Consider the following 25,526-nt stretch of genomic DNA (forward strand, 5'->3'; position numbering starts at 1 on the left):
GCTACAGCTCCATTTCAATGCGCAGGGCGCGCTGTGCGTGATATTCCTCGATAGCTCGGCGGGCGCTCGTACTGTGCCTTGCTTCACTGCGGTCTATGGTGGAAGGGGCATGGTCGAGGGGGTAGGGATGACGACTGGGCGGCAGCATGGCGCAGCGAAATGCCTGCACCTGGGCTTCGGTGAGTTGTTTCATGGTCGGGTCCTTGGTATGGGGGCTGGTATTGCCCCATTAACTATTTCGTGCGAGGTTGTTCCAAATGACACAATCTAAGAGGTGCGTATATGAATCAGCGTCGTATGCAGTGCTGTTTCTGTGACAGTGAAGCTATGGCTATTGCCACTGATTTCAGCAACAGGGATGACTACCTCTGTCCGCAATGCGGGCGATATGAGATTTCAGTTCTTGCTGCACGGAAGTTGGCTGAGAGTGGTAATCCCAGTGTAGTTGCAAGAATCCTGGAGCTGATTAAGACCACCCCCGAAGGTCAGCTCTTATCTGTGACCTTTGATGGCCCCAAACAGGAGTTCGTGTTTGAGAGGGGGCCCATGAAGAGGCAATAGCCGTGCATGGTGATTTCCGTCCCTCCGGAGCTCCTTACAAAGTCCGCGGCTTCGTTACCAATGATGCCATCGTCCAGAGCTTGTGCGGTCTCGCGAAGAGCTTGTGCAACTTCGGGAAGGAATCGGCGATCGCCAATCACATCATTCTGCATGTGGATGGATACAACCCTGCGCTGAACTGCGATGCTCTCGACTTGATGAGGGCTGCTGGAGCCAAGCACCTTCATTGCGATGCCTCCAACTTAACGGGCTCATTCCCTTGACCTGTGACCAGCCAATGGAAGTGAACGGACAATTCCGGATGTTGAGCAATCAGCAGCAGGGTCCCGCCGCCAATCTCTCGGTAGTTAAGCTCGTAGTTCTTGAGCGTGGTGGGTGGGATGCCCAGCAAGCTGGCGAACTTCGGTCGGCTGAGGCCAAGGCGTTCTCGCAACTGGCGTAGGCGCTTGCGACATGCGTCATTGAGTTGGGGGATAGTCTCGTTGCACTGCTTGGTACGTTTCTTCATGGTCGGGTCCTGTGGTGGTTAAAAAAGAAACCCCCGGCGCTAGGGCTGGGATTTGGTAGAGTGTGTCGAGTCCGGAGGCTTTTGATTTGATGGCTGTCTCGTCTTTTTCGGAGGATATTCCGGTTGATCCTTTAGGTTTTGTTATCACTGGAGCGCTATGTATGTGGCATAGGTTAATTGTTGAATGCCCAGGGAATATTGAGCTGAGTAAGATTGTGAAGGCTGTGGATCAGCTCTATTTTGGTGGAGAGCTGAATTATGCTGTTTACAAAGATGTGTATGAGCACAACGCGACAACAATTACTTACTATTTATCTCCCTTGCTTGATGAGTTAGCTCGGGAGTTGGCAGCCGAACCATGTGATCCACCCCTAATAACCAGCGAAAGCAAGATCCAGCTCATCTTCGGTGTAGATCTTGCCGAGGCGCATCTGAGCTGATATCCCCCTGATAATGTCAAAGCGAGGAGTGAAGTAGTTTGCAATGCAGCAATACTCCTCGGTACCTTCACCGTCGATATGACCATCACTATAGATATTGATGGTTTTGAGCTCTTTGCTCCGCAGTTGAAAGGCTAGAACGGGTTGATTGGAGGGATGTTCAGTTACGCAATCGTCTTGTTTTTCCATGCTAAATTTCCTTTTTTAAAGCTTATTTACTGAGAACCTTGTCACCTTCCAGCCCCACATTCCGGTTCGAACGGGTTAGCGGGGATCTGGCGGGCCAGCAGATTACGAGCGGTGACTGCCCAATCCATATTGTTAAAGAGCGATGCAACGCTGAATTCAGGTTGCAGTTAGCCAAAGCATCCTTGCGGTGCTTGATAAAGAGGTTTTGGCTACGGCGTTATCAGGGAAGCGCCAGACCCGAATCAGACTGCGTGGCGGCGATAGTCAATGCGCCAGTGGAGGAGGGCGCTGTTTTTGGCGAAGCCGGTGGTGCGCTTCTGGGCGGCACGGGCGGCAACAATGTGATGTTGCTCGGCAGCCAGCATGGCCAGATAGAGGCGCAGCTTAATGGCTCGGCGGCGTGTTGCATTGCCATTCAGCAGGTCGGCGATGGTGGCAATGCACTGGTCTGCTCGTTTAGCCGCTCTGGATAAAATGCTCTTGATCATGGTACATTTGCTCCTGTTGGCGGGTTGGTCCCCGTTGACACCTTCCTCGCCTTTGGCGTGGTTGGGTCCTGTTGCTGGGGTTGGTCCCCTGGCAGCCTGACTAGGGGTGGTTCCCTGGTCCTTCGAAGCCCGCCTTGTGCGGGCTTTGTCGTTCTTACGCGCTGGTCAGGCGCATGCCCTGGTTCAATGGGCGGGTCCTGTTGCTGGTGGCCGATGATTCATGGCCTTGTCGGAATAGTCTGATTGTTTTACCGAACAAGACGAAGGTTAATATTGGTGAACAGAATAGTCAATGTTATTTGTTCGTTATTGTGAATGTCATTTTTGTGGACATATCTTTGGAAGATTTCTGGTACAAAAAAGCCCGCATCGTGCGGGCTAATGGTGGAGGATGAAGGGTTACTACTCCTTCATGTCTCTACGTAATTCGATCATTCGGCCATAAACAAGCGCATCCTTGAGAGGGATTACACCAAGCCTGGGATCATCGGTTACCAATGTAATGCCTGATAGTCCATTTAGGGCTTTGAGCAGGCGCTCCTGCTTGTTGCTATCGAGTCTTACCAGCACGATATCGTTTTGGCGAGGGACTCGATCTGCAAGGTCAATAATACAGATATCACCATTTTTGATGCCAGATCCCATAAGGTTATCGTCATTGGCGATCACGCCAATAAGATGTCCTTCTGCGTCAGTAAAAATGCTGCGTCCGCTCTCTAGCGTTGAAAGGGCATCCGTCGGGTGCTTGCCAAGCTCAGACATCTCCCATACCGGCACCTCACCGAGATTGGTAGTAGAGACATAGGTTCCACTTTCCTTTCCTGTGTAAAGCCAAAGAGGATCACAACCTAAGGCCTTCGCGATAGATAGCAGGCTGCTTACTCGCAGGTCTTTGAGCGGATCAGATAAGAGAACAGATATGGCTGCCTTACTTACCCCAGACTTGCGTACCAGATCAGCCTGTATGAAGCCGCGTTCATTCATCATGTATTCCAGCCGATCTCTAAAAGAGGTCATCTTGATTCTGTTCTCATAATAAAACACCCCATCATTTTGTCTTATCTGGAGGTCGCTATGGTGATCATTGATGTGTTCATAGTAAGGAACTAAGATGGCCTTTGTACTGTAACTATCGCAAGGACCCGACCAATGAAGAAACGTGAAGTGATTGAGCATTTCGGCAACATGGCTCGCGCCATGAAAGCGATAGGGATCTCCCGTAGCCTTGCTGTGAAGTGGGGGGATGTGATCCCGGCCCAGCATGCCGTCAGCTTTGTTATCGCTAGCAATGGCGAGCTGCGCCTGGGGCTGGATGATTATCCCTTGAGCAAAGAGTTGCAACAGCCTACCCAACAAGCCGCCTGACCACCGGCTTTTATGACCACACCAAAAGGACCTGACCAATGGGACGACCAGCACTGCCCGATCACGCAAAAATGGACTCAATTTCTCCACTTCGACTACGCGGAAACCCAGCTCAACGCTGTGTGTGGCAAGAAGTCGGGGCAGAATTTGGCATGACGGAGACCGCCTTCGCGCGCACCTCACTTCTGATCTTGCTTAATTCCATATCGAAACATGAACCTCTGATCTTGGCGAGAGCCGTCAAACGGGCCAATCGGAGCCTTATCGAGCAGGGGTTTCCACCTGTGACCGTCGAAGAGATCCTGAACGGTACTGGCCTTCCTGAGCGGGGATTGCTGATCTTTTTACCCTCCGACGAGCTCGCCCATGACGAGGAGCGTCCCAAGAAGCCGCTCCAAAAGCTTGTTGGCCTGATCAACTTCATTCTTGGGAGATAACAGCATGCCCATTTTTAACTGGCCGCCACGCCCAGCATCAGAACGCATCAGCGATCGCGACAACATCGTGTTGAAAGCGGTTATGCATGAGCTGGCATTAGCGATTGATGAACCTTTGATCTCAACGGCGCAGGCTGCAGGGACTGACCGGCAGGCTCTTCGCTTGGCGCGAGAGCTCCAGGACCGCGCCTTTGAGCGTGCAGCGGGACAACCTAGCGTATAACCAATCTGCCCGGCTCACCACCGGGCTATCTGCTCGTCATAACAGGATCCAGACCATGACCAAACCAACTTTGGCCAATGGGGTTTTCCCCATGCTACATGCTTTTAAAAACGACACTGATATTGAAGAACAGGCTTCTGAGAGTCTGGGGGGAGGGCAAGAATGAACATCAACTTTCTTGACCGACCAATCGCCTTTCATCGCCCATTTGTAGCCATCACGGGTTCGGTCACCGGCGCTCTATTTCTATCGCAGGCCCTCTATTGGGCAAAGCGCTGCAAAGAGCATGAAGATGGTTGCTCATGGTTCTATAAGACTCAGGCTGACTGGGAGGAAGAGACGGGGCTGACCCGCTACGAACAGGAGGGCGCGCGCAAGGCATTACGCAATCTCGGGGTGTTGAAGGAAAAGCGGGTGGGATTACCTGCACAGCTCTATTTCTGCATCGATCTGGTAGCGCTTGAAGCTGTCATGAATGCATGTGATTTCTTGCAACCTAGTATGCGGAAAACCAGCAAACAGGCTAGGGGAAAACCAGCAATCAGTAGTGCTGGAAACCAGCTATCTATTACAGAGATTACTACAGAGACTACTACAGAGATCCAAGATCCCCCTTTGGTCCCCCAGGAGGAAACTCGCCCTGAAAGCGAAACCACTCGACGAGGTACCCGCTTGCCGAACGAATGGGGACTACCGGCCGAGTGGGGGAGGTGGGCGATGCAAGAGACGAGGCTGCCCAAGGAACGGGTCTTGATGGAGGCTGCTACGTTCGCAGATTACTGGCAAGCCCTGCCTGGCGCCAAAGCGGTGAAGCTGGACTGGGAGAAAACTTGGCGCAACTGGATACGCCGGGCAGCCAGCTCATTCCGAACAGCCGCACAGTGCAAGCCCTTGGCCAACATCAAGGCAGCCCAGCAAGCCTCACAGGCGCTTCGAGAGTCGGGGAGGGGAGGTTATGACGACGACACTCCCCTGTAGCGTGACAGCCCTGCCAGCAATGCAGGAACAGCCATTGATGAGTGACCGCATGGCGGCGTTTATGGCTGAGGAGCTGTTGCCTATGATGGCCGGTAGCTGGCCCGCAAGCGCAAACCAGTTGGATACCAATGCTCGCGGCGTGGCACTGGCCTGGGGGGGCGTATTGCGCGGGTTCACTCCAGCCCAAATCCGAGAGGTTGTGTTGGATATGGCTGTTGACGTAGATCGCCAGTTCGCACCGCGCCCTGCGGAAGTGCGGGCAGAAATACTTCGTCGTTTGCCTCCCGCAGTACGGACAAAGCCACTCCAGCTTGTGTTCTCCATCGCGGCGTGCCGGATGGAGGCAACTGTTACCGTACTGCAGCGTGATAGAGAGGTTACACGCGATGCTGTGAAGATTGAGATGGAGCTGATCCTCACCGACCGCCGCCAACGCGGCTACACCATCACAGGGAGGCTATAGGTATGTTCAATCCAGATGTGATCGCAGCAGTCAAAGCAGCGAAATTCTACCGGGTGGTGATCTACCCAGCTGTACGCGGGGACGTCGTGAGCGAGTGCTGGTGGAGGTGGCAGACGAGCAAGCCGTGCTGGGGCACACAGACCGCCTTTGCGGGGTAGGGCTCTGGCTGGTACAGGGCAAGGCGCCTGGGCGTGTAGCGGAGGAAGTCGAACGGTTGAGAGGAACGCCTGTGTAGGTGTTGGTAGGTGGGGCAATAACTGGTTGCCGGCCTCAAGGTGCTGTTCAGGAGTGAAGTCGTGACACCGGCCTGAAGCCGGTGTCAGGTGATAACTAGAACTGTACAGTCATTTACGTCAAGACTAGGTCAGGATGTTGCAAGAACATATCCGTTAAGTTCTTTGACTTTTTTACTAATAAACCGAAGTGTGCCTCCTTTAGCGGTTGGCCACATTGATTTTAAGTTGTCATCGCTGATGATTTCATTTTTTCCACCTGATAGTTTTGTTGCGCGAAAAACGCATTCCCCGAATGCTTTTGGATGCATATTAGGTGGTAAACCAACTAATGTTACAAGTGCTTTGCTCGTGGCTAATCCTACGCCAAGGTCAATAGCTGGAAGGTTATATCGTTCATAAAGTATCTCATTGATTATGGTTCTAGCATCACCGATAGTGTTTTTGGCTGCTCGATGTGCAGCATAAATAGCTTCTGACCTATCATCAGGATTAATCCTGAATAAAGCAAGCGCCCCGTCTCCGAGATATTCAGTTACGCTGCCATTTTCTTCGCTAACAATAAATCCTAATGATGGTAGTAAAGCAGATGTCTCATAATAAACACGCTGAAGGCCAGAGACTTTAGCTTTTTTATCACTTATTGCACATAAAAGATGCTTGGTTGAATCCCTCATATCTGCAACAAATGCTACAAATTCATCTATTACGGTTTCAGCATCAGTAACAATATCATGTCCTGGTATTTTCGATGGTTCTGCTGAGTCCATGATAAAACCATCACGCGACTCGATTCCTACACCTTTATTAACAGACTCAATCAATAAGCTTCCACCGTTGTCCCAATTTTTCTCAGCTTTATTTAACGAGATGGATATTATATGTCTAAGTTTTTCTTTTTGAACTGCTGATAACATCATTTACCTTACTGTGGGTAGTATTGAAAATTCTAAATTATTTTAGATAAAATATATGTTTCTATCCCTAGAAGTAAAAAAACAACTGTGGTTTTTAATGCTAAATCTAATCTATATAACTTTATGTCTCTAATGTAGATTAGTTTCATATGTTCGAAGGATAAAGCCAAGCAAATATCAACTTGGCTTGATGGGTAAGTGTTATAAAATAGTTGTACACTCATCGAAGATTTGTTTTTGTTTAAATTTAGCAATGCATGTTTAAACGTAAACTTATACAGTTCACCACCGTAGAAACTACCATTTGAATATTCTTCTCCAGAAATGTTTTTTGCCGGATTTCCAACGGCGGAAATGGTTTTTACAAGAATGCTAATTGATGTTGCCCATAAAATGAAAAGAATACATATCATAATTAATAGCAACCTAGGCGTATAATCCGACAAGGCATAATCCCATATAGCACCGATGTAGCTTACGGGTAAAAACAATCCAGCTAACAATGCCCCCACCTTTACATCTGTAGCTCGGATAGTTGCTTGAGCATCATTAATTGCAGACAGAATGAATGAAATTTTTTCATCCATTCTTTTTGACCCATTCATTCATGTCTGTATTGATGATATAACCATGATAACAATCGTAAGTATTGTTTTTTAATAACAGCATTTTGTTGTGTTCATTCAAGTTATTGTAAAAAACATTGGAGACCATAATTTCATACTCACCAGCTGTTTTGTTTCCATATGAACATAGTTTTGCTGCTTCACCCACCAATTTACCCAACCACACAACTTCATTGATCCCGCTACCAGAATATCCTGCTTTTATTAAAAGTGCTGTTCCATAAGATATGCCAATACCGACAGTTAGTTCAGAGTAACCTTTCCTTTTATATTTAATGTTTAGAATGTCTATCAGTGATGATACCTTTGCTCCTATACCAAAAAGTTCATCTAGATCAAATTTGTATTGAGTATTATAAACACCCCAAACACAATCCCCCTCGATAGATATCTCACATACTTTCGTATGACTCTTCAATATAGCCACTAATTCAGAGATATAAGTCTTATAGATCTTTGCTAAAACTGGTCTTTTATGTTTTTCAGCTAGGTTTTTTGAACCTCGCATATCAACAAATAATGCAGCGCACTCAACGTAAAAGCCATTATTAAACGTTAGGGAGTTTCTGGGAGGTACTGAATCTTTATCTTCATAAGAGGCATCAGAGCCATTTAAAATATCATCTATTCTTTCTATTGACTTGTAAAAGTCATAGCTACTATAACTTGCTTCCATGTGTAAATCCAAACTGAGTTATTTATTTAAATTCAATTCTTGTTTTTTCGCATTCTAAATCAAGTGTTTAGATGTCACGCCTATGCTGCAGCTCCTGTATTGCTGTATTTGACAGAGTGTCAGATAGCGATTAACTGCCATGCACATAACTTTCATGGTGCGTGACTACTACATCTGACTAAATATAGATATTAGGCAGATATCAGAAACTACACTTATATGCTTTACCTATGCCTGTTGTGTTTGTAGTACCCATAGAACCATATGCATTTGTATTCTTTAAATCCTGCATATACACAAGATTTGCACCTAGCTTGTAGGCTTCATTTCTGAGTTCATTTCTGGCACCAATAACCAAGTCTTTATTTGAGGTCAGATCACCAGTAAACCAGTTACCTTGAGAGCCAACGACTTCACCGATGAATACACATTTATTCATGTTTGGTTGTTCATTAACGAGCTCAACACTTTCTGCACCAGGAATTGTTTGTTTAGCAGAACATGCAGTAAGAGTGATTATTGCAACAGATATTGTAAAAGTTTTAATGAACATATTCATAATGAATCCCATTCAAAATAAATTTAATAAGAGTTTATGATGGTTTATTAAGCTATAAACCAAAAAGTTGAGTATTGATATTCCTATATCACTCGAACTGAATTGTGTTATCCCTCCAATCAAGCCCATCGCCTATCGCATCGAAGGTGTTCTTAAGAGCCAGTGCATGATTCTCACCTCTACCATGTATGCCGCAGTCCTGGCACTCACAGAGGTAGAACTTGTCGTGGATCTTGTAGGTGTTCAGCTTGGTGAGCCCGCACTGAGGGCAATCCTCGGTCAGGAGGAAAGCTTTAGATTTGGTCTCTAGCCAAGCCTTCATGATGATGGCGTTGATTTCTGAGCGGGCCTTGTTGGTTGTCGCTCTCAGCCGATCCTCTTGATTACGAATTTCCTGCGCCAGGCGAGGGTTGAACTGCCCGTTTACATAGTTCGCAGAGTTCTCTTCCGGAAAGTCTTCAAAATACTCTGACCATTCACCCATCGGGTTGCTCCTTGTCAGTAATGAACATCAAGTCCATGTGATGCTTTTTAGAGGGGGGAGGGCGATAAATGCATTAGCTACCGCCCCTAGGTTCCAGCCCCCCAGATTGCTGCTTTTAACCAGTGGTCTGGCGGTTGAGAACGTAACCATCGGTAGGCCCTGCGTGAGACATAGGAACCACTCGGGGAGCATACCAATCGACACTCATAAAGTTGAGTGCTTTATCAGTTAAAGCTGTGATATCGGACTTTTTTTTGACATAAATCAGTAATTAATCAATAAGCTGTAAGTTATCAATTACTGATGTGGTAAAAGCCTCTGCCTTCAATAGGGCGTTGCGGTATGGGTAGTTCCATTCATGACTCGTACAAACGTATACTGGCTTGGATTTCAATTTGGATGGGGACCTCCTCGCCGCAGAGCGTCTCCGTGCGGCATAGGGATAATGCTATTTGCAAGATAATCACCAACAGCAGCTCGTTGTAGAGCATCGGCCGTATCAGGTCACACATATCATCAGGGTCATGCAGGAGGGCAGTACTGGCGCTCGGCTGTGTGAGTGTCAAGACGGCAACCTCTATGTTGTGAAGACTTTGGATGAGGTAACCCCAAGGCAGCTGATCGCAGAGTGGGTATGCGGCCACTTGGCCAAGGCGTTTGGCTTGATGACCCCAGAGTGTCGATTGGTCTATGGGATGCCAGAACTGATGCGGCTACAAGGGCAGAGCTCGTTCTGGGACGACGACACAATCGGATTCGCATCGAGATACCATGGCAACACGATTGCTGTGAATATGCCTTTGGCTAGAGCTGCGTCAGCTCAACTGAAGAGCGATATCTTAGTGTTTGACGTATGGGTCAAAAATGGAGATAGAACGCTTTCCGATTTAGGCGGCAATGTGAATCTGTTGTTCGATTTGCTGAGCGACCCTCAGATCGTTGTTTTTGACCATAATTTGGCGCTTGTTGCTGAAGATGACGAGATCCACATACGACAGCACCATGTCTTTTCAGGTGACAATCGTGGCGTCCCTCTCAATGACATCGTGACTCAAGATGAGTATATTGAACGTATGGCTCATGCAATGAGCCAGCTACCCCAGGTTTTGGCCGCGATACCGCAGCATTGGCGTGAACTGGCCAACCGTCAGCTAGGAGGCGGAGACATCATCAATGATGTTGTGATGCCTATCTTGGGTAGATATGAAAACCATTTTTGGAGGTGGATAGAGCTATGACACATCAAGTTGTCTATGCCGTTGTTCAGTTCCGCCCCTACCGTGAAACCGAAGAGTTTGCCAACGTAGGGGTGGTGTTGTGTGCCCCTAAGTCCGGCTTCTTTGACTATCGCATCGAAACAAGCCGCTTCTCTCGCGTAACGGGCTTCTTCAGCGAACTTGATGTCAAGGTTCCGAGGACTGTAGCTAAAATTGTTGGCGATGAACTGTTGCGCGTAAAAGAGATACAGCTGAACCAAAGCAGCCCTGAAGCCAAGTTGCGTCTGTTTCATGAAGCGACGAAGGCGAAGGAAGGTCTTATTTACTTCAGCCAAGCTCGGCCAGCCATGGTTGATGGGGACTTGGCCGGTTATCTGGAAAAGCTCTACCAACACTATGTTCATCACAGCTTTGCTAAGCAGCCTTCTGCTACAGAGAAGCTGGAGACTGCGGTGCGGTTGCTGCTTGAACAGAATGATCTCCGTCGGTATTACAAGGCTGCCGATCTGGGTGATCCAATGGGCCTGGTGAAAGCAAAGGTACCGTTTATTCATCAAGAGGATGGTAGGGCTATTCGTCCATTGAGCTTTATCTTCGGCAGACCGACACCCAACAAGATTGTTGATGAGGCTGAGCAGTGGGCCAGCAGGTTCAAGCGGCTGTTTGGAGCAGGGGTTCTAGCGCCAGAACGAGTGCTCGTACCAATCGAGTTTCCGAGCAACGAGAATCAAGCTCTGATCCCGGCGATAAATGAGGTGAAACGGGTCTTTGAAGAACACGCCGTCCGGACGATACCGGCAGAAGACACAGATCAGCTTCTCTCGTTTGCAGCTAAGGTATAAATGAACAGTAAAAACGCCAGCATTTAGCTGGCGTTTTTTTATACCTTCCATCTGGTCCCTAAATACATTAGGCCCTCCGATAGCTACCCAGGCAACTGCCCATATCCTTACAACCGGGAGCCGTTGGGGTAAGCGCAGTTCGTGGGGTCGGGCAGGTGGATATGCTCCGATCTGCTACAAGGAAGAGATAACGGGTGAGATGGTCAGTGAGTGGAGCAGGAATGAGGCCCTGCTCCTGGGCGGGGAGTCTTAAGCGGAGAGTTCCTGTTAAGCCCTGAAAATCTCGTCACGGTGGAATTCGAGGTATTCGGCCTGGACTGGGTTGAACGGGCCGACGTTCTGGGGGAGCGAAACACCCCATTGCTGTAGGGCTTGCTCGATGCTGGGATCTGCACACAGCAGGTCGCCGGCGTCAGTGAAGGTAATCCAACCCTGGTCGAACAGTTTGTCTATGTGAGGGGAGAGCAACAAGCCGTTGTTACCATCCAGGCGTTCAGTATTATCGCACTCACACCAGGGCTTGATGTGGCTGGCAATCAACAGGATCTTGTTGGTGACACCGGTGACCCGGCAGGCGGGCTCTATTTGCTCGAGCCGACTACGGAAGAGGCCCTGGCCGCGGCGCGACTTCACCAATTGCTCCTTCTCGGTCACAGTGAGTGGGGAATTCTGGATTTCCGCAATGGCTGCTTCGCCGTCATGCTCCCTTTGCTCCTCCAGTGTCTCGAAGCACTTCATGCAATAGGTGAACCGGTGGAACTCACGCTTGAGATGGCTCCTGAGCTCTTGAAGGTCCGTTGAGCAAATCTTGAAGTAGGCGTGCGTCGTAAAGTTGCCTCGCTTATCCTTCGAGATAGCAGCATCACTCGCAGAGTGGATCATCGGGTATTGCCTCATGCTCTTGGCCTTATCCATATTGGCCACGAAGCCAGATGGGTTCTGCTCAATCCAGTACAGGTATTCCTCTTCCTTGTTGTCGAAGACTTGGACGTTCCAGGCTGGACTTGGAGTTGTGCCTCGGAGGTTTACCTCCGGAGCCAGTGAGAGAAGAAGGTTGCCCAGATCTTCACTAATACCTGCGAGGTAGCAACCCTGGTTCCCGTTCCCGTTGGCCTGCAAAGGCGAATTCTTCGAAGGGAGGAGGGGTGTTATCAACTCCAGATGGTCTTTTGGTCTAATTGGCTTATCCAGCAGCTCCCAGTCGATGAGGACTTCCCAGCCGTTGTCGGACCAAGAATCGCCGGAACTGCCGAATTCAGAGGGCTTCCTAGCTTCCAGGCAAGGGGCTGTTACCAGGCCAATGGCCTTGATAAGGCCGCCGGCGTAGGATATTACGACATCTCCTGGCCTGGTCAGCGTGAGGTTGATATAGGTCTGGTTCTTCGAGCCGTTGCGGTTCTTCATGGGCGACCAGATGTAGCCGCCCTCAACTTCTGCGCTGTACGTTTGCTTATGGTTTACCCACCAGAATGCCACTGTAATTCCCTATAGACTGCTTCTATGGACAGAAGCCATTATGGTAACTCGAATGGTTCCATTTGTTGAGGTAAGGCCTGTGTATTAGGGGGATGAGCCAGGATTGAGGAGTAGGAAAGAGAGCAAAGTTGCTATATAAGCAAATAGGTATTCTATTGGAACAAGTATTGAGTGCTTTCGGAGGACAAGGATGTCAACAGAAGAACTCTTTGAAGACGTAGCTGCTTGGGCACTACAGCAGGGAAGGTTCATCACCAGCCTGCAGCTGTGTGACCAGTTTAATCTCTCGCTAGCTGTAGCAGGGCGGCTCATCCGCCGCTTAATCACTCATCCCCGGGTTACTGAGAGATGTATCATCAGTGATGGGCAAACCATGACGATGGTGATGGTGCGCGTCGTCAAAGTTGCGTGCGAACCATGTGGGCCACCTAAACCCGCCAAGCCTCCCAAACCACTCAAAACAAAAGTTGTGGTGCTACCCAGCCCTAAAGATGAGGTAGTCGTTGAGAAGTTGAGGGGGCTGGTCGCTTGCATACCTCGGAGAGTGAGTCGGTAGATTATTCCGAGTCTTGAAGGCTCTGTTCATAAGACCAGTGTTACTCATTCGTCCTCCCTATATACCAACGCATTTATTTACTTATTAATGTGGATTGACATAACTATAACATTGCAAATGAACTTGATCTAAATCAAAGTCTATTTTTACTTAAGCTTGAAATTGTCAGCAATAGGCTAAATCGATAATCCCAATAGATAATTAAACAACCTCAGAGCATTGATTGTGATATATCATGTGGGAAATTTGGGGGTGCCTATGATTATCTATGGAAAATACGGCGGAGCAGCGCTTAGGGCCGTACATTTGATGGTGCAGAACAACTATGATCATATCACTGCTTGGGATATGGCAATATTTGAAGCATTCGGAGAGGACTTAGGCGAAAAAAAACAGTATAAAAACAACCCGAAGGTAACATTCCTGACCCTCTGCAGCTTGGGTAGCATCAGTTGCATTATGCCAATCCACTATGATACAGCCATCAAAACTAAGAAATATGTCGCGACAGCACTCGACATCCTTTCCTCTAAAGATAAATCCACACCGATTAACCCTGATGACTTATGGCAAGAAGTTATTGCAGCGTGTGATGCCGCAGCTTCATTGAAGCATAACAATCAGATGGATGTGGTTTTGACGCTATGGTATGCAAATGTGTTGAATACCAATTGGTCTAGTGATGAGCTGGAACTGCGTACGGAATTTATATGAATTTTACAGTTAAAAAAGCCAAGGTGAAATCACCTTGGCTCTTCACATTATTTGATTTTAATTAATGTACCACTATCAGAATGTGCAAATGGTTTACCGTACACTTGCAGACTTGTCGTCTGATTATACTTGAGCTGATCTTTAACAGAGAAATCAAGCGACATCATAAAGTCAGTCGTTGAATCATTTGCTGACATATAACTACTTTCAGCAATTCCACGCTTCCCTGTTTTAAAATCAACCTTATTGCCTGCTTTACCTTCGACGACAACGCAAACAGCACGAGGTATGCAGTATGAGTTGTAGATCATCTGATTTTTTTTATCGTAAATCAGATAACCACGCTGGTCATGAAACTTACCGTTGTCACTTTTTCTGAATACTTCTTGCTTGTAATACATCGCAACTAAATATTGGTCACTGGCGTTTTTTGCATCCGCAGCGGGCTCGAAGGTAAAGGTCTCATAGTACGGTTCGACTGCAGGTCCACCCTTACCAACCTTGCTCCCTTCTTGCCCTGGGGCTACGTCTACACCACCACTGTCCGTGCTTTTCCATGTTCCCACTAGCTGTGCCAGGGGACCAAAATCCAAGCCATTTATTGTTGTGTCTGAATCTGCGTGCGCCAGCGTAGAGCTGGCAAGTAAAATGGCGGGTATTACAAGCTTATTCATAAAAGACTCCTGTATGGTTCAGCTTTTTATTATTTTCTGCAAGCCAGGGGATTTTAAAAAGAGCGGTAGATGATGGTCAATTATATTTAATTGTGTGATGTGATTTTTGTGAGGCCGGATTCGTTTTTTACTCGTAATAAAAACCAAATTTGATTTAACACATGTTCATGGTTATAGCGGAAAAATCTCAATGCCAATCTAGATCAATTTTTAGTTACGATATTCTATACTTACGGTTAGGCAATTTTATTGCTGTTGGAGAGGGCTATGTATTGTTTAAAATGTTATTAGTTTAGGGTCGTCGTTTTTTGTTAAGGTGCTGACTTTTGATGCCGATATTAAATGTGGGACATAGAGCGTTGATGTAAAAGTTAATAAGGATAACTAGATGCTTAAATCAATGACAATAGGCAATAAACTGATAACTGTTTTTTCGGCCCTTGTGGTGCTGATGCTGGGATTTGCCTGGTTTTCTGTTACCCAACTATCGAACATTTACCGTGATACAACCGAGATCACTAACAACGTCATTCCGTCAATACGAGCTTCAAGCCAAATGCATACGGCCTTGCTTGATGCTCGCCGGGCTGAGTTGAGCATGCTGATTGGTATTCAAGACAGTGATCAGAGTGCGATTAGTACCAACAAACAACGTTTTGAGAGCAGTAAACGTGACTTTGAGGCTGCGCAACAACAATATTCCAAGATGGATTTTGTCTCAGAGAGGGACAAACAATACTTCGAGAACCTTGTCGCAGCCGCATCGGATTACTTTTCTGCCCATTCCATTCTGTTGACGGCCGTTGAGCAAGGTGACGTGACCAAAACAAAGTCCCTTATCAATAACGAGTCTAAGCAAGCCTTGGAAAAGGCTGGGCAGGATGCCTTGAGTCTGCGTGCAGAAAATGATCGGATTGCTCATGAGATGGCCGCTCATGACAAGGTAGTTTATGACAACGCCAAGACACTCAGCATTTCAATGGGTGCAGGCACGGTGGTTTTTGTGATCCTGGCGGCTCTACTACTTATCCGTCAGATCCGCAATCCGATCATGATTTTGTTAGAGCAAATTCATCAGGTATCTGCTGGTAACCTCACCAGCAAGCTCGATATGAAAGTCTTTTCCCATGATGAACTCGGCATGCTGGCCAAGGGCTTGAACGAGATGCAGGACAACTTGCGGATGCTCGTAAATGAGGTTTCAAGCTCTGTGGTTCAACTCGGTTCTGCAACCGAAGAGATCAGTGCCGTTGCCTTGCAGTCTGCCCATAATATGGATGGTCAAAAGCATGAGCTGAACCAACTGGCCACAGCTATGAATGAGATGCAGGCCACTGTGCAGGAGGTAGCACGCAATACTAACGATGCTGCCAGTGCTGCAACCCAGGCAAGTACAACAGCCCTTCAGGGTAGTAACACAGTGAACAACTCTATCGTGCGTATCGAGAAGGTGGCTGAAGCGATAGAGCATACTGCAGTGGTGATCCGCCAGCTGGGCGATGATAGCCGTAATATCGGCATGGTGCTGGAGGTAATTCAAAGCATTGCGGAGCAGACCAATCTGCTGGCGCTGAACGCAGCGATTGAAGCAGCTCGAGCTGGCGAACAAGGGCGTGGGTTTGCAGTCGTGGCCGATGAGGTCAGAACGCTGGCTAAACGAACCCAAGACTCCACCTCCCAGATAAACGGTATCATCTCCGAACTGCAGGAACGCGCGAATGAAGCGGGAGCCACGATGCAGCAAAGTCAGACCATGATGGTTGAAACGGTTACCACCGCCCGGGAAGCAGGGGCGTCAATCTCAGAGATCAGCAGTGCTGTCAGCAGTATTTCGCATATGAATATCCAGATTGCCACCGCAACAGAAGAGCAGGGGGTTGTGAGTGAAGAACTGAATCGCAACGTGGTCAACATCAGCAATGCTTCGGAAGAAGTCGCAGCAGGCGCTAAGCAGATGTCCCAGGCATGCCATGACTTGAACCACTTAGCTACTCAGTTACAAGATGTAGTCAGGAAATTCCGCATTTAAGCCTGAGAAAGGATATGTCTTTGATGAACACCGGCTGATAGCCGGTGTTTTTTATTAGACAAGTTCTGGCGCTTATTCAATATTTGACGGTTGTAAGAAACCACAGATATAGCAATAGATATTACTGTTTTTGTTATTAGAGCTTATACGTAAATTTCAGATAGACCTTCATCTCTGAATCAGTAAAATTTGGCGAGGCTCACCCAACAAGAAGGTTATAACGTGAAAAAAACGATGCTAGTATTGGCCTGCTCGATTGGATTGTTTGGTAGTAGTTGGCCTGCATTTGCTGCAAATGATAGCAAGGCTCATCAGGTTCAGTTTAAAAAAGGGACGTCGGAGACAACAATTAACAGTTCGATCAAAGGTGATCAGAACTTGGATTATAAGTTAACGGCCAACAAGGGCCAGAAGATGCTTGTGACATTGGACACCAAGTACAACACATATTTTAATATCCTTCCTCCTGGTAGTACTGCTGATGCCATGTTCTCTGGTGCTATGAAAGGTGACCGCTTTGAAGGTGAGCTGCCGATGAAAGGGACTTATACCATTCGAGTTTATCAGATGGGGGCAGACAAAAGCAGTAAAGCCAAGCATGATTTCAAGCTTTATGTAAAAATTAGTGGCTAAGCTTTATAAGGTTAATGTGGGCCATTCTGTAGCGAGCTCCACGATGTTGAGAGAAAGCCCCGAGCATTATGCTTGGGGCTTGATTGAAAACCGATATGAATTATTTTCTGTTAAAATAAATTCGATTAGACTCGATTGTTTTCTATATCTCGCTAACACAATAGTATCACAATTACTGGTGCGTGACATTGATCAAACTTTGGCCTTACCATGGTTATGCCGAAACTAGACCATCCGGCTATTAACCTAAAAAGGGCCAAGCGTGACCAAGAATATTAAAATTCTTCAAACCAGACCAGTCTTTATTAGCACTATATGGAGCTGACTCTGCTGAAAATGTCTGGCGGCGTGCTGGTTCCTTCCACCCCAGCTGATGCTGAAGCGATCCGATCATTACCCATTGGCTCATTTATTCAAGCCAAAGGAAGCGGGCGCCGTAATCCTGCTTTTCATCGCCGCTTCTTCGCATTACTCAATCTGACTTTCGATTACTGGGAACCTGCAGGCGGAATGGTGTCACCAGCAGAGCAGGGGATCTTGAATCGCTTTGTTCGTTACCTCTCACATTTTGGCTCATCTCAGGCACTTAACCAAGCGAAGGATGAGTTCATCGAGCTGTTAGCCATTAACAGGGTCGAGCGTCATGGACCTCAAGCTGAAAAGTCATTCGAGGTAATGCGCAAGTGGCTGACTGTCGAGGCTGGATATTTCACTATCGTGATACTGCCGGATGGTGGGATGCGCAAAGAACCAAAAAGCATTCGGTTTACCAAGATGGAACAGGCCGAATTTTCAGATCTATATCGAGCTGTATTCGGTGTTTGTTGGCGCTATGTGTTGAATCAGCAGTTTGGCTCTGAGGCTGAGGCCGAGAATACCATTGCTCAGCTGATGGGATTTTCTGGATGAGGTTTGATACTAGCCCTATTCGCTCGAAAGCACTGCGGAATAGCGCCAGAGGGCAGTTGTGCAAGTTGCAGTTGCTTGGTGTGTGCCAAGGCGGTACCGAGACGACGGTGTTGGCTCACCTACCGAGTATGCCTCATGGGATGGCCCTGAAGGGTGATGATCTGATTGCAGTCGAGGCTTGTGCAGCGTGCCACGATGCCATCGATGGACGATTCAACTATGGCTGGCTACCGGGAGAGAAGGAGGAAGTCCTCTACTTCGCCCTGATCCGCCAACTGCATCAGTGGGTAGTGCGCGGGCTTATTAGTGTGAAAGGGGCAACATGATCCACCTATCAGCCCTTGAAGCTAGTCGTCTGCTTGCTAATTACCCCAAAGCTAAGCGGGAAGTTGAGCAACTGAAGACAGTTCAACAAGTAGACAGCTTGCATGGCAATGTGATGGCCGAGCTAGTTGGTTTTCCGGAGCCAAAGACCGAGCTGCTATTCCACCCAGTTCGAAAATGGAGGTTCGACTATGCCTGGCCACTCAACATGATCGCCCTTGAGATCCACGGCGGGATCCACTCTGGGGGGCGGCACACCCGGGGCAAAGGGTTCGTTGAGGACAGAGTGAAGATGAATGAGGCCACATTGCTTGGATGGTCCGTTATCGAAGTTACTCCTGAGCATATCAAGACTGGCCAGCTGCGCGCCTGGTTGCTGAAAGCATTTGACCGGAATACCAATCACTTGAGGACCACCCCATGAGCAAAGCATTGGAAATGGCACTGCGCCTGTTTTCACCAAAAGGAGCTCTCCATGAACCGACCTCCCGTAACTTCAGCGCTCTTGGGCGTGACGAGTTGATTGGTGCGCTACAGATAGCCTCCAAGGATAATCCCCAGGGGTTGCAGTATCTGATGGCTGATCACCTGATCGATAAACAAGCTATAGAGGCGCTGCAGGCTCACTTCAACGATGGCCTGTGTAATGCGGAGGTAGGGCGTATGGCATTGGCTATCCTGCTACAACGTCCACTGCCAGAGCAATTGGAGAGGCTAGTTCTATCTCATCCCTACTATGACAAAGAACGCCGCCGTGCTGCAGTGGTAATGGAGAAGGCCAAGCGGGCTCACCGTCACGGTAATGATCATGAATATCTGCGCCTGCTAGATGAGCGTAATGCCATCCTAAATGCCGCGCATGGTCGCTGTGTCGATGAGATGCTGATATCCGGGCGTTGTCCACATTGCACTGGAACCGGCAGGCGGCTACGAATCGGTGGCGAGTGTCCCAAGTGTCATGGTACCGGGCGTGTGGCCCCTGACATGGCTCTGGTCTCCCGTCGATTCGGAGGGGAAGTACAACTATCTGTAGAGAGCATGGTGGATGAGGTGATCTACCAAGCGTCAGATCTCACTAAGGCTATGGAGCGGCAGGTTCGGGAAATGGTCATGGAGTGAGGTTCTTCCTATCGTGTCAGCTCCCATGGAGTCACTGCGCTTAACTCATGTAGGCGTTGCTTTTTTGGTTGCTTTATTTTTGTACATTTTCCTGTCAATGATATCTAAGGTCGTATCTATGTTTGACTCAAAGCGGTTGTAACCAAATGAAAATGAAAGCCGAGGGTAATTCTTTTGGAATTTAGTTTTGAATCGTATTTCGATTTCTTGTAATGCCTCTTTCACATCTACATCTTCAGTACAGTCGATGATGATAAGGTACTCATCACCCCCCATTCTCACAATGTAGTCATCATGCCGGAAGGTTTTCTTCAAAATATTGGCTACATCACACAAAACCTTATCACCTGCTAAGTGACCAAATGAATCGTTGATGTATTTAAAATTATCAAGGTCCATATAAATCAGTAGGTTATCTGATTTTAATTGTAGGTCTTCTAGAACACTTCGATTATAAATTCCAGTCAGCGGGTCCGTTTTAGCTTGTTTTTGGTACAACATTTTTTCATTGTATGAGTCAGTTATATCTGTTGCTAAGGTGAATATATATACCTCATCTTCCACTACACTCTTAAATTTTGTGACATCAAAATAATGCACGTTATCGTCAAATTTGAACGACATAATCTTGTTGGATTCTTCATTGTTATCCATATATGTTAGAGTCAAGTCATGGCATTGGGCAAATACATTTGCGACATTGCCATCGACTAAGTCACAGATATCATCATTCGTTAAACCGATAATGTTCATATCTGTGAGACTTGCAACCCATTCTCTAAATGGTTCATTTATATAGACAATCCGGTGTTTGCTGTCCCTTACTGATAGAAACCCAGGAAAATATTTAATAAAAACATCAGAAAAATTTATTGCTGTTTTGCTCATGAAGATACCATTATTAATAACCATTCCCGTAACATCAAGTGTAGTCGTTTGCAACAATCACACATCGCTAATCTGTTTAGTGCCTTAGGAGGAGCCTTCACATACAACAATATGAACAGGGATAATTAAGGCTATCTATGTCAGCAGATTAAGTGGGGCAATATGCACGGTTCTAAGGCAGAGATCTAGCGCAGCTGATATGATTGATATCAAGCATAGCTTATCACCAAGTAGGCTACATCAGAGAAGAAAGGCATTTATCATTCATATAGTCCATTGTTTTTAAACAGCTTAGTGGTGTTGTAACGTTTTCGCGCTATTCGTGCTCAGTCATGTCTGCAAGGTACTGTCATTGATGACGACCGTTCCTTAATTTTATTAGAAAATTATGTTGCAGAGATAGATTGAATACATCGGTGAGCAAGATAGTGGCAAACATGACCATGTTGTGAATAATGCTTCTGGTTGAATCGCCGCCGCCCCAGCGTTAGTATTGCTTAAAGATGGCCAGAGTCTCCGTGACCCTGGCCTTTTTCATTTCTAGCCCGCCTCGTGCGGGCTTTGTCGTTTCTGGGGGGAGGGCACATGGCCAAAGAGGAAGGGTTCGCGACGGCTGCCGCTGCTGCAGGGGTAGCCAAGACGGCGCCGCCTGTCGTGGTGTCCGGCATGACACTGGCAGGGTACTCGGTCAATGACTGGGTGCTGGTTGCTACGCTGATGTGGATTGCCGTCCAGATGGGGTGGTTCTTGTGGCAAAACATCATCCGGCCCCGGTGTCGGCTGGATGATGAGTAATGAGCAAGGTCCGCATCGCAATCGCAGCACTCACACTGAGCGCCGCTGGCTTTGTGGGGATCCTGGATCGGGAGGGATTCGAGCCAGTGGCTTATCCCGATCCGGTACACGGCACCAAACTCCCCACCATCGGCTTTGGCAGTACCGAAGGGGTCAAGATGGGTGACACCATCACTCCCGTTGCCGCGGTAAACCGGAGTCTGCGGGAGGTACGGGTATTCGAGAGCTCCCTCAAGGCATGTATCAACGTTCCCCTCTATCAATATGAGTTCGACACCTATGTGGAGCTCTCCCACAACATCGGCTCCAGGGCGTTCTGCCGTTCTACCATCGTTAAGCGCCTGAACGTTAGTGATTACCCAGGAGCCTGTGAGGCCATCTTGCTGTTCAAGCGATCTGGTAAGCAGGACTGCTCGGCACCGGGTAACCGGATCTGCTCTGGATTGTGGAAAGACCGGCTGCGACTCAATGCAAAGTGTAAGGGGGCGTGATGGTGATGATGCCACAGAGCAAGGCATTGCCATTCCTTGCTGGCGCATTGCTCATTGCTGGGTTAGTCGGTGGTGGGATAGCGCTTTACCAATCAGGTCATTCCGATGGGGTAGAGGGGGAGCGTAAGACCTGGCAGGCAATGTGGGATGAAGAGGCCGTTCGTTTAGCTACCGCCCGGACCAAAGCAGAGCAGGACGCCCGGGCAGAAGAGAAGCGCCAGCAGGCTGAAATTGATGAGGTGAGAGACCATGCACAAGAAGAAATCGCACAGGCACAAGCTGATGCCACTGCTGCTGGCATTGAGTCTGGCCGGTTGCATGAGCAAGCCCGCCGCCTGGCAGCCCGAGCAAGTCAGTGCGCCAGCAATACCGGTACTACCCAAGGAGGCCAGGCAACCGGACAACCTGCCATGGTGCTCGCCGACCTGCTCAGCAGGGCTGATGAAAGAGCGGGTGAGCTGGCAGCAGCGTATGACCGAGCTCGAGTATCAGGACTAGCCTGTGAACGAGCCTACGATGCTATCTCGCAGCCTGGACCATGAAACCCCGCCACATCAAGGCGGGGTTTGTCTTTCTGGAAAGGGGGCGGCGATGCGTATGAACGGGAGTGGTGAAATGGTAAACGGTATCGATGTGACAGGAGTCATTGCCAGCGTCGAGCGCTACGACGGAGGCGCGGCTTTGGTTGTTCTTTCCACCGGCGTTTGCGTTGTGGTGTCGGCTACTCATGAGCCGGTTCCTGGTGACAGCATCGTTGAAGGCGAGTTGTCTATCTAAATGGCAAAGACCGATTGGAGCAGCGTGGCAGCTCAGTATCAGAGCGCCTATGCCAAGACCGGCATCAGCCCAAAGGCCTGGTGCGAGCAGCATGGACTGAATTACCAGTCAGCCAGACGCTACATCAAGGTGAGTGATGCGCACCCTGACGATAAAATTGCGCAGCCTAGTGTGCGCAGTGCGCAAAGTCGTGCGCAATTATCCAAGGGAAAAATGCGCAATTTGGATGAAACTGTGCACAACATGCGTAATGAGAGCAAAGCCCAAGAGAGAGGGGAAAAAAGGGGGAGAGGAAAAAGGGGACGGTCAGCTTCTTCCATACAGGCCTCTGCTGGCTCAAGCCCGGGCCCGAACAACAACTCCGGACGTCACGCAGATGGGCGCTTTGACAAGGGGAACAGCGAGTCAGTGGGTAATGCAGGCAACCCCAATCCGCCGGCGAACATCAAGCCAGGCATGCAACTGACCAAGACACATGGCGGTTATGCCAAGTTTCTCGACGCTGATGAGTTGTTCGACCAAGCAGAAGCACTGCAACTTCGGGATGAGCTGTTATTCACCCGAGCTCGCGTACTATCGGTTACCAAAACCTTGAAGGCCCTGCAGCATGACTTGGCCGAAGCGCAGGAGCTGGCCGACCGGCTCGCGCTCTATGACAAGATCTTGCGGGCTGAGCAGGCCCTAGACCGCAATATCCAGCGCATTGAGTCGATCGAGCGAACCCTGAGCGCCCTGCGTATCGATGAGGTGAATGGGCCGAAGATTGAGGCTGACACCAAACGCATCAAGGCCGCGACCCGCAAGCTGACCGCTGAGGCTGACCTGCTTGAGAAGGATGGTGGTGCCGACATGACGCCAGTCGCAGAGATGACAGCGGAGTTGCAGGGGCTGGGGACTGGGGGGCTTATGAGATGATAATATGGATTCTATCAGATGGTGGTCAAGGATTAGTAAATGATTAGTGAAAACGTCGAGCTTGAGAGGCAGTATAGGAAAAATTTGATGATTGTTAGCATGATAGTGCTGATATATTCAATTGCAGGGGGAGCATTTGATAACGACATTTCTTTTTCCGGAGCCAAACTTACTTTCTCTAGGCCTAACTGGATTGAGTATTTTATGATCGCCATTATGATCTTTCTGCAGTGGAGACATTGGCTCGTATCTGGAGATATCAGGCGACATCACCGTAATGAAGTCTTAGAAGGTCTCTATCTTCCTAGTAAGGAAGTGCGTTACTTGAAATATATTTTTAACCCAGGAATGACATATCAATCTGTTGATGAATATGGGTTTGCCATTGTGGGGGATGGTAAGCTCATCGGGCGAGTGAAAATTGAAATTAAGGATGTGTTTTTTACTTTCATTTTAATAAAAATGATTGGCCCAACCGACTTATATGATAAGGATGAGTTAAGTCCTATTGGACTCACAAATGGCTCCAGTCGTTGCGATGGCACTCCACATATCTTAACTGGTAGGGAAGTCGAGGTGGTACGAGCTAAGTATAACAATGATGGTTTTGGTCTTTTGTCTGTACGATATAATCGTGTAATTCCATTTTTTCTATTAAATGTTTCATATAGGGTTCGGTGGCTTTTTTTGTCATATAGAGAAGTTTGGTTTGGTGATTCATTGCTTCCAGCATTTGTGACCTGTTCCGCTCTAATTTCATATGCCTTATCTAAAATATTTAGTTAGTCTAACCCGCTTCGGCGGGTTTTTTATTACCTGAGATCTCCCATGACTGAACCCGATATCTCCCTCATGACTGAGCCGGAGCAAATTGCCTATATCCGCTCGAAGCTCAGTGATAAGTGGTGGCGGATGAACAACCTCTACAAGGTGGAGCGGGAATTCAGATAATAAGTGCGACACTCATGGATGAATGGCGAGAGGTGGCCAACTGCTGATTGGTGGTACCCTTCTGCTCGCCAAAGTAAAAGCAGTATCACCATGAGCTATCAGCAGTTGACCGAGGGGCAACGATACCAGTTATCGGTGCTTCGCGCACAGGGGATGTCCATCCTTGCCACCGCACGCGCCATTGGCGTTCATCGCTCCACCCTCTACCGGGAGCTGCGTCGTAACGCCGGGCCGCAGGGCTACCAGCCAGACAATGCGCATCAGCACGCCACCCACCGACGGGCCAGTGCGGCCAAATCTCGGCTATCTGCCGATGTCATCCAGTTTGTCGAGCTGACACTCGCCTGGTGGTGGAGCCCGGAGCAGATAAGCGCGGTGGGCAAGCAGATAGGCCTCATGGTGAGTCACGAGTGGATATACCGCCATGTGGCCGCCGACAAAGCCCGGGGTGGCCAGTTGTACCGCCATCTGCGCCAGGGCCACAAGCGCTACCGCAAGGGGGCGAGCAGCCTGCGTTCTCCCATCAAGGAAGCCCGCTCTATTGATGAACGGCCGGCTATCGTCGATAGCCGGGAGCGGCTCGGTGATTGGGAGGCGGACACGGTGCTGGGCAAGCAAGGCACAGGTGCACTGGTCACCCTGGTGGAGCGCAAGAGCCGGCTCTATCTGGTCAAGCGGGTCGCGAGCAAACAGGCTGGGGTGGTGCGGGATGCGATAATCGAGATGTTAACTCCCTACATCGAGCAGGTGCATACCATCACCTTTGACAACGGCGGCGAGTTTGCCGAACACAAGGCGATAGAGGAAGCGCTGGGTGCCGAGACTTACTTTGCGCACCCTTACTCTTCGTGGGAGCGCGGTCTGAACGAGAACAGCAATGGGCTGTTGAGGCAGTTTATCCCAAAGGGAACAGACCTGAGAGAGGTCACGGACGAGGATGTCAGGAGAGCGGAGCAGTGGCTCAACCTACGACCTCGGAAATGTCTCGGATTCAGGCAGCCTGTCAAGGTATTCGAAGAGTACCGTCAGGCGGCATAGGCGAGTGTCGCACTTCGAAGTTGAATTCGCG

35 protein-coding genes are annotated in these 25,526 nt (G+C 48.6%); 21 read left to right on the forward strand and 14 right to left on the reverse strand.

The features are described 5' to 3' along the window. Position 1 precedes the first annotated feature (1 nt). The 6 genes from AB5Y67_RS15910 to AB5Y67_RS15935 form a co-directional block, all read right to left on the reverse strand. Complete coding sequence (locus AB5Y67_RS15910; protein ID WP_005360930.1) at positions 2 to 193, reverse strand: PA3496 family putative envelope integrity protein; 192 nt, start codon at positions 191 to 193, stop codon at positions 2 to 4. Between the two features lie 292 nt (positions 194 to 485). Further along, entirely contained in the window at positions 486 to 788 is a 303-nt protein-coding gene (locus AB5Y67_RS15915) for a hypothetical protein (RefSeq protein ID WP_005360928.1), read from the reverse strand. Further along, on the reverse strand, positions 785 to 1,069 hold the full coding sequence (locus AB5Y67_RS15920; protein WP_005360927.1) for a DNA-binding transcriptional regulator: 285 nt from the start codon (positions 1,067 to 1,069) through the stop codon (positions 785 to 787). Before AB5Y67_RS15920 ends, AB5Y67_RS15915 begins: the two co-directional genes overlap by 4 nt. A gap of 371 nt (positions 1,070 to 1,440) precedes the next feature. After that, on the reverse strand, positions 1,441 to 1,698 hold the full coding sequence (locus AB5Y67_RS15925; RefSeq protein ID WP_368207968.1) for a hypothetical protein: 258 nt from the start codon (positions 1,696 to 1,698) through the stop codon (positions 1,441 to 1,443). A gap of 242 nt (positions 1,699 to 1,940) precedes the next feature. Next, a complete protein-coding gene (locus AB5Y67_RS15930) occupies positions 1,941 to 2,186 on the reverse strand; it encodes a hypothetical protein (RefSeq protein WP_368207970.1) in 246 nt (81 codons plus the stop codon). A 402-nt stretch (positions 2,187 to 2,588) separates the two neighbouring features. After that, entirely contained in the window at positions 2,589 to 3,173 is a 585-nt protein-coding gene (locus AB5Y67_RS15935; protein ID WP_368207971.1) for a helix-turn-helix domain-containing protein, read from the reverse strand. Between the two features lie 162 nt (positions 3,174 to 3,335). Between AB5Y67_RS15935 and AB5Y67_RS15940 the strand changes: the two genes are divergently transcribed. The 4 genes from AB5Y67_RS15940 to AB5Y67_RS15955 all read left to right on the forward strand — a co-directional run bounded on the left by AB5Y67_RS15940 (position 3,336) and on the right by AB5Y67_RS15955 (position 5,652). Continuing rightward, positions 3,336 to 3,551 (forward strand): Cro/CI family transcriptional regulator, encoded by a 216-nt coding sequence (locus AB5Y67_RS15940; RefSeq protein ID WP_368207973.1) that lies wholly within the window; start codon positions 3,336 to 3,338, stop codon positions 3,549 to 3,551. Positions 3,552 to 3,703: 152 nt separating this feature from the next. Further along, positions 3,704 to 3,988 carry a hypothetical protein gene (locus tag AB5Y67_RS15945; RefSeq protein ID WP_232298098.1) on the forward strand — a complete coding sequence of 95 codons (285 nt, stop codon included), beginning with the start codon at positions 3,704 to 3,706 and terminating at the stop codon, positions 3,986 to 3,988. 385 nt (positions 3,989 to 4,373) lie between these two features. After that, positions 4,374 to 5,189 (forward strand): helix-turn-helix domain-containing protein, encoded by an 816-nt coding sequence (locus AB5Y67_RS15950; RefSeq protein ID WP_368207975.1) that lies wholly within the window; start codon positions 4,374 to 4,376, stop codon positions 5,187 to 5,189. A gap of 37 nt (positions 5,190 to 5,226) precedes the next feature. Then, a complete protein-coding gene (locus AB5Y67_RS15955) occupies positions 5,227 to 5,652 on the forward strand; it encodes a hypothetical protein (protein ID WP_368207976.1) in 426 nt (141 codons plus the stop codon). A gap of 364 nt (positions 5,653 to 6,016) precedes the next feature. Here AB5Y67_RS15955 and AB5Y67_RS15960 read toward each other — a convergent pair whose 3' ends face one another. The 5 genes from AB5Y67_RS15960 to AB5Y67_RS15980 all read right to left on the reverse strand — a co-directional run bounded on the left by AB5Y67_RS15960 (position 6,017) and on the right by AB5Y67_RS15980 (position 9,147). Next, positions 6,017 to 6,805 carry a hypothetical protein gene (locus AB5Y67_RS15960; RefSeq protein WP_368207978.1) on the reverse strand — a complete coding sequence of 263 codons (789 nt, stop codon included), beginning with the start codon at positions 6,803 to 6,805 and terminating at the stop codon, positions 6,017 to 6,019. Positions 6,806 to 6,834: 29 nt separating this feature from the next. Then, a complete protein-coding gene (locus tag AB5Y67_RS15965; protein ID WP_368207979.1) occupies positions 6,835 to 7,389 on the reverse strand; it encodes a hypothetical protein in 555 nt (184 codons plus the stop codon). Next, positions 7,382 to 8,104 carry an adenylate/guanylate cyclase domain-containing protein gene (locus AB5Y67_RS15970; RefSeq protein WP_368207981.1) on the reverse strand — a complete coding sequence of 241 codons (723 nt, stop codon included), beginning with the start codon at positions 8,102 to 8,104 and terminating at the stop codon, positions 7,382 to 7,384. Before AB5Y67_RS15970 ends, AB5Y67_RS15965 begins: the two co-directional genes overlap by 8 nt. A gap of 202 nt (positions 8,105 to 8,306) precedes the next feature. Beyond that, positions 8,307 to 8,663 (reverse strand): DUF4156 domain-containing protein, encoded by a 357-nt coding sequence (locus tag AB5Y67_RS15975; protein ID WP_368207983.1) that lies wholly within the window; start codon positions 8,661 to 8,663, stop codon positions 8,307 to 8,309. A gap of 88 nt (positions 8,664 to 8,751) precedes the next feature. Next, on the reverse strand, positions 8,752 to 9,147 hold the full coding sequence (locus tag AB5Y67_RS15980) for a hypothetical protein (protein WP_368207985.1): 396 nt from the start codon (positions 9,145 to 9,147) through the stop codon (positions 8,752 to 8,754). Between the two features lie 452 nt (positions 9,148 to 9,599). Between AB5Y67_RS15980 and AB5Y67_RS15985 the strand changes: the two genes are divergently transcribed. Together AB5Y67_RS15985 and AB5Y67_RS15990 are read left to right on the forward strand one after the other, a co-directional pair. Continuing rightward, positions 9,600 to 10,385: a HipA family kinase gene (locus AB5Y67_RS15985; protein WP_139747327.1), complete on the forward strand. Its 786-nt coding sequence runs from the start codon at positions 9,600 to 9,602 to the stop codon at positions 10,383 to 10,385. Beyond that, the gene (locus tag AB5Y67_RS15990; RefSeq protein WP_005360897.1) at positions 10,382 to 11,206 is read left to right on the forward strand and encodes a DUF3037 domain-containing protein; all 825 of its coding nucleotides are present in this window, start codon (positions 10,382 to 10,384) and stop codon (positions 11,204 to 11,206) included. Before AB5Y67_RS15985 ends, AB5Y67_RS15990 begins: the two co-directional genes overlap by 4 nt. A 267-nt stretch (positions 11,207 to 11,473) precedes the next feature. On the opposite strand, the gene AB5Y67_RS15995 is transcribed toward AB5Y67_RS15990, so the two are convergent. Next, positions 11,474 to 12,682 (reverse strand): HNH endonuclease, encoded by a 1,209-nt coding sequence (locus AB5Y67_RS15995; protein WP_368207987.1) that lies wholly within the window; start codon positions 12,680 to 12,682, stop codon positions 11,474 to 11,476. Positions 12,683 to 13,496: 814 nt separating this feature from the next. Between AB5Y67_RS15995 and AB5Y67_RS16000 the strand changes: the two genes are divergently transcribed. Next, positions 13,497 to 13,952: a hypothetical protein gene (locus tag AB5Y67_RS16000; protein WP_231721688.1), complete on the forward strand. Its 456-nt coding sequence runs from the start codon at positions 13,497 to 13,499 to the stop codon at positions 13,950 to 13,952. Positions 13,953 to 13,999: 47 nt separating this feature from the next. Here AB5Y67_RS16000 and AB5Y67_RS16005 read toward each other — a convergent pair whose 3' ends face one another. Then, positions 14,000 to 14,626, reverse strand: coding sequence for a heme-binding beta-barrel domain-containing protein (locus AB5Y67_RS16005; RefSeq protein ID WP_005351629.1), 627 nt, complete (start codon positions 14,624 to 14,626; stop codon positions 14,000 to 14,002). Between the two features lie 388 nt (positions 14,627 to 15,014). Between AB5Y67_RS16005 and AB5Y67_RS16010 the strand changes: the two genes are divergently transcribed. From AB5Y67_RS16010 to AB5Y67_RS16035, 6 genes are all read left to right on the forward strand, one after another. Further along, entirely contained in the window at positions 15,015 to 16,655 is a 1,641-nt protein-coding gene (locus tag AB5Y67_RS16010) for a methyl-accepting chemotaxis protein (protein WP_368207989.1), read from the forward strand. A 222-nt stretch (positions 16,656 to 16,877) separates the two neighbouring features. Continuing rightward, entirely contained in the window at positions 16,878 to 17,288 is a 411-nt protein-coding gene (locus tag AB5Y67_RS16015) for a DNA breaking-rejoining protein (RefSeq protein WP_368207990.1), read from the forward strand. Positions 17,289 to 17,603: 315 nt separating this feature from the next. Further along, positions 17,604 to 18,197: a DUF1367 family protein gene (locus AB5Y67_RS16020; RefSeq protein WP_005360887.1), complete on the forward strand. Its 594-nt coding sequence runs from the start codon at positions 17,604 to 17,606 to the stop codon at positions 18,195 to 18,197. Continuing rightward, entirely contained in the window at positions 18,194 to 18,523 is a 330-nt protein-coding gene (locus tag AB5Y67_RS16025; protein ID WP_005351636.1) for a nuclease domain-containing protein, read from the forward strand. The genes AB5Y67_RS16020 and AB5Y67_RS16025 overlap by 4 nt, the downstream gene beginning before the upstream one ends. After that, the gene (locus tag AB5Y67_RS16030) at positions 18,520 to 18,945 is read left to right on the forward strand and encodes a hypothetical protein (protein WP_005360886.1); all 426 of its coding nucleotides are present in this window, start codon (positions 18,520 to 18,522) and stop codon (positions 18,943 to 18,945) included. The genes AB5Y67_RS16025 and AB5Y67_RS16030 overlap by 4 nt, the downstream gene beginning before the upstream one ends. Continuing rightward, entirely contained in the window at positions 18,942 to 19,640 is a 699-nt protein-coding gene (locus AB5Y67_RS16035) for a TIGR02642 family protein (RefSeq protein ID WP_368207993.1), read from the forward strand. The genes AB5Y67_RS16030 and AB5Y67_RS16035 overlap by 4 nt, the downstream gene beginning before the upstream one ends. A gap of 45 nt (positions 19,641 to 19,685) precedes the next feature. Here the strand turns inward: AB5Y67_RS16035 and AB5Y67_RS16040 are convergent, their stop codons facing one another. Then, positions 19,686 to 20,528, reverse strand: a complete 843-nt coding sequence (locus tag AB5Y67_RS16040) for a GGDEF domain-containing protein (protein WP_236759461.1) — start codon at positions 20,526 to 20,528, stop codon at positions 19,686 to 19,688. A gap of 585 nt (positions 20,529 to 21,113) precedes the next feature. Between AB5Y67_RS16040 and AB5Y67_RS16045 the strand changes: the two genes are divergently transcribed. From AB5Y67_RS16045 to AB5Y67_RS16080, 8 genes are all read left to right on the forward strand, one after another. Then, the gene (locus AB5Y67_RS16045; protein ID WP_005360884.1) at positions 21,114 to 21,323 is read left to right on the forward strand and encodes a hypothetical protein; all 210 of its coding nucleotides are present in this window, start codon (positions 21,114 to 21,116) and stop codon (positions 21,321 to 21,323) included. After that, a complete protein-coding gene (locus AB5Y67_RS16050) occupies positions 21,323 to 21,814 on the forward strand; it encodes a lysozyme (protein WP_368207995.1) in 492 nt (163 codons plus the stop codon). Before AB5Y67_RS16045 ends, AB5Y67_RS16050 begins: the two co-directional genes overlap by 1 nt. 140 nt (positions 21,815 to 21,954) lie before the next feature. Continuing rightward, positions 21,955 to 22,356, forward strand: coding sequence for a DUF2514 family protein (locus AB5Y67_RS16055; RefSeq protein ID WP_232298123.1), 402 nt, complete (start codon positions 21,955 to 21,957; stop codon positions 22,354 to 22,356). After that, entirely contained in the window at positions 22,316 to 22,591 is a 276-nt protein-coding gene (locus AB5Y67_RS16060) for a hypothetical protein (protein WP_232298128.1), read from the forward strand. Before AB5Y67_RS16055 ends, AB5Y67_RS16060 begins: the two co-directional genes overlap by 41 nt. Further along, positions 22,592 to 23,506 (forward strand): terminase, encoded by a 915-nt coding sequence (locus AB5Y67_RS16065; protein WP_368207997.1) that lies wholly within the window; start codon positions 22,592 to 22,594, stop codon positions 23,504 to 23,506. A 39-nt stretch (positions 23,507 to 23,545) separates the two neighbouring features. Further along, complete coding sequence (locus AB5Y67_RS16070; RefSeq protein ID WP_368207998.1) at positions 23,546 to 24,292, forward strand: hypothetical protein; 747 nt, start codon at positions 23,546 to 23,548, stop codon at positions 24,290 to 24,292. A 42-nt stretch (positions 24,293 to 24,334) separates the two neighbouring features. Beyond that, positions 24,335 to 24,457, forward strand: a complete 123-nt coding sequence (locus tag AB5Y67_RS16075; protein ID WP_368207999.1) for a hypothetical protein — start codon at positions 24,335 to 24,337, stop codon at positions 24,455 to 24,457. Positions 24,458 to 24,547: 90 nt separating this feature from the next. Continuing rightward, positions 24,548 to 25,495 carry an IS30-like element ISAs2 family transposase gene (locus tag AB5Y67_RS16080; RefSeq protein WP_019706001.1) on the forward strand — a complete coding sequence of 316 codons (948 nt, stop codon included), beginning with the start codon at positions 24,548 to 24,550 and terminating at the stop codon, positions 25,493 to 25,495. Positions 25,496 to 25,526: the final 31 nt, after the last annotated feature.

Origin of the sequence: Aeromonas sp. s12, assembly GCF_040907925.1 — a bacterium.
Lineage (GTDB): Bacteria > Pseudomonadota > Gammaproteobacteria > Enterobacterales > Aeromonadaceae > Aeromonas > Aeromonas veronii.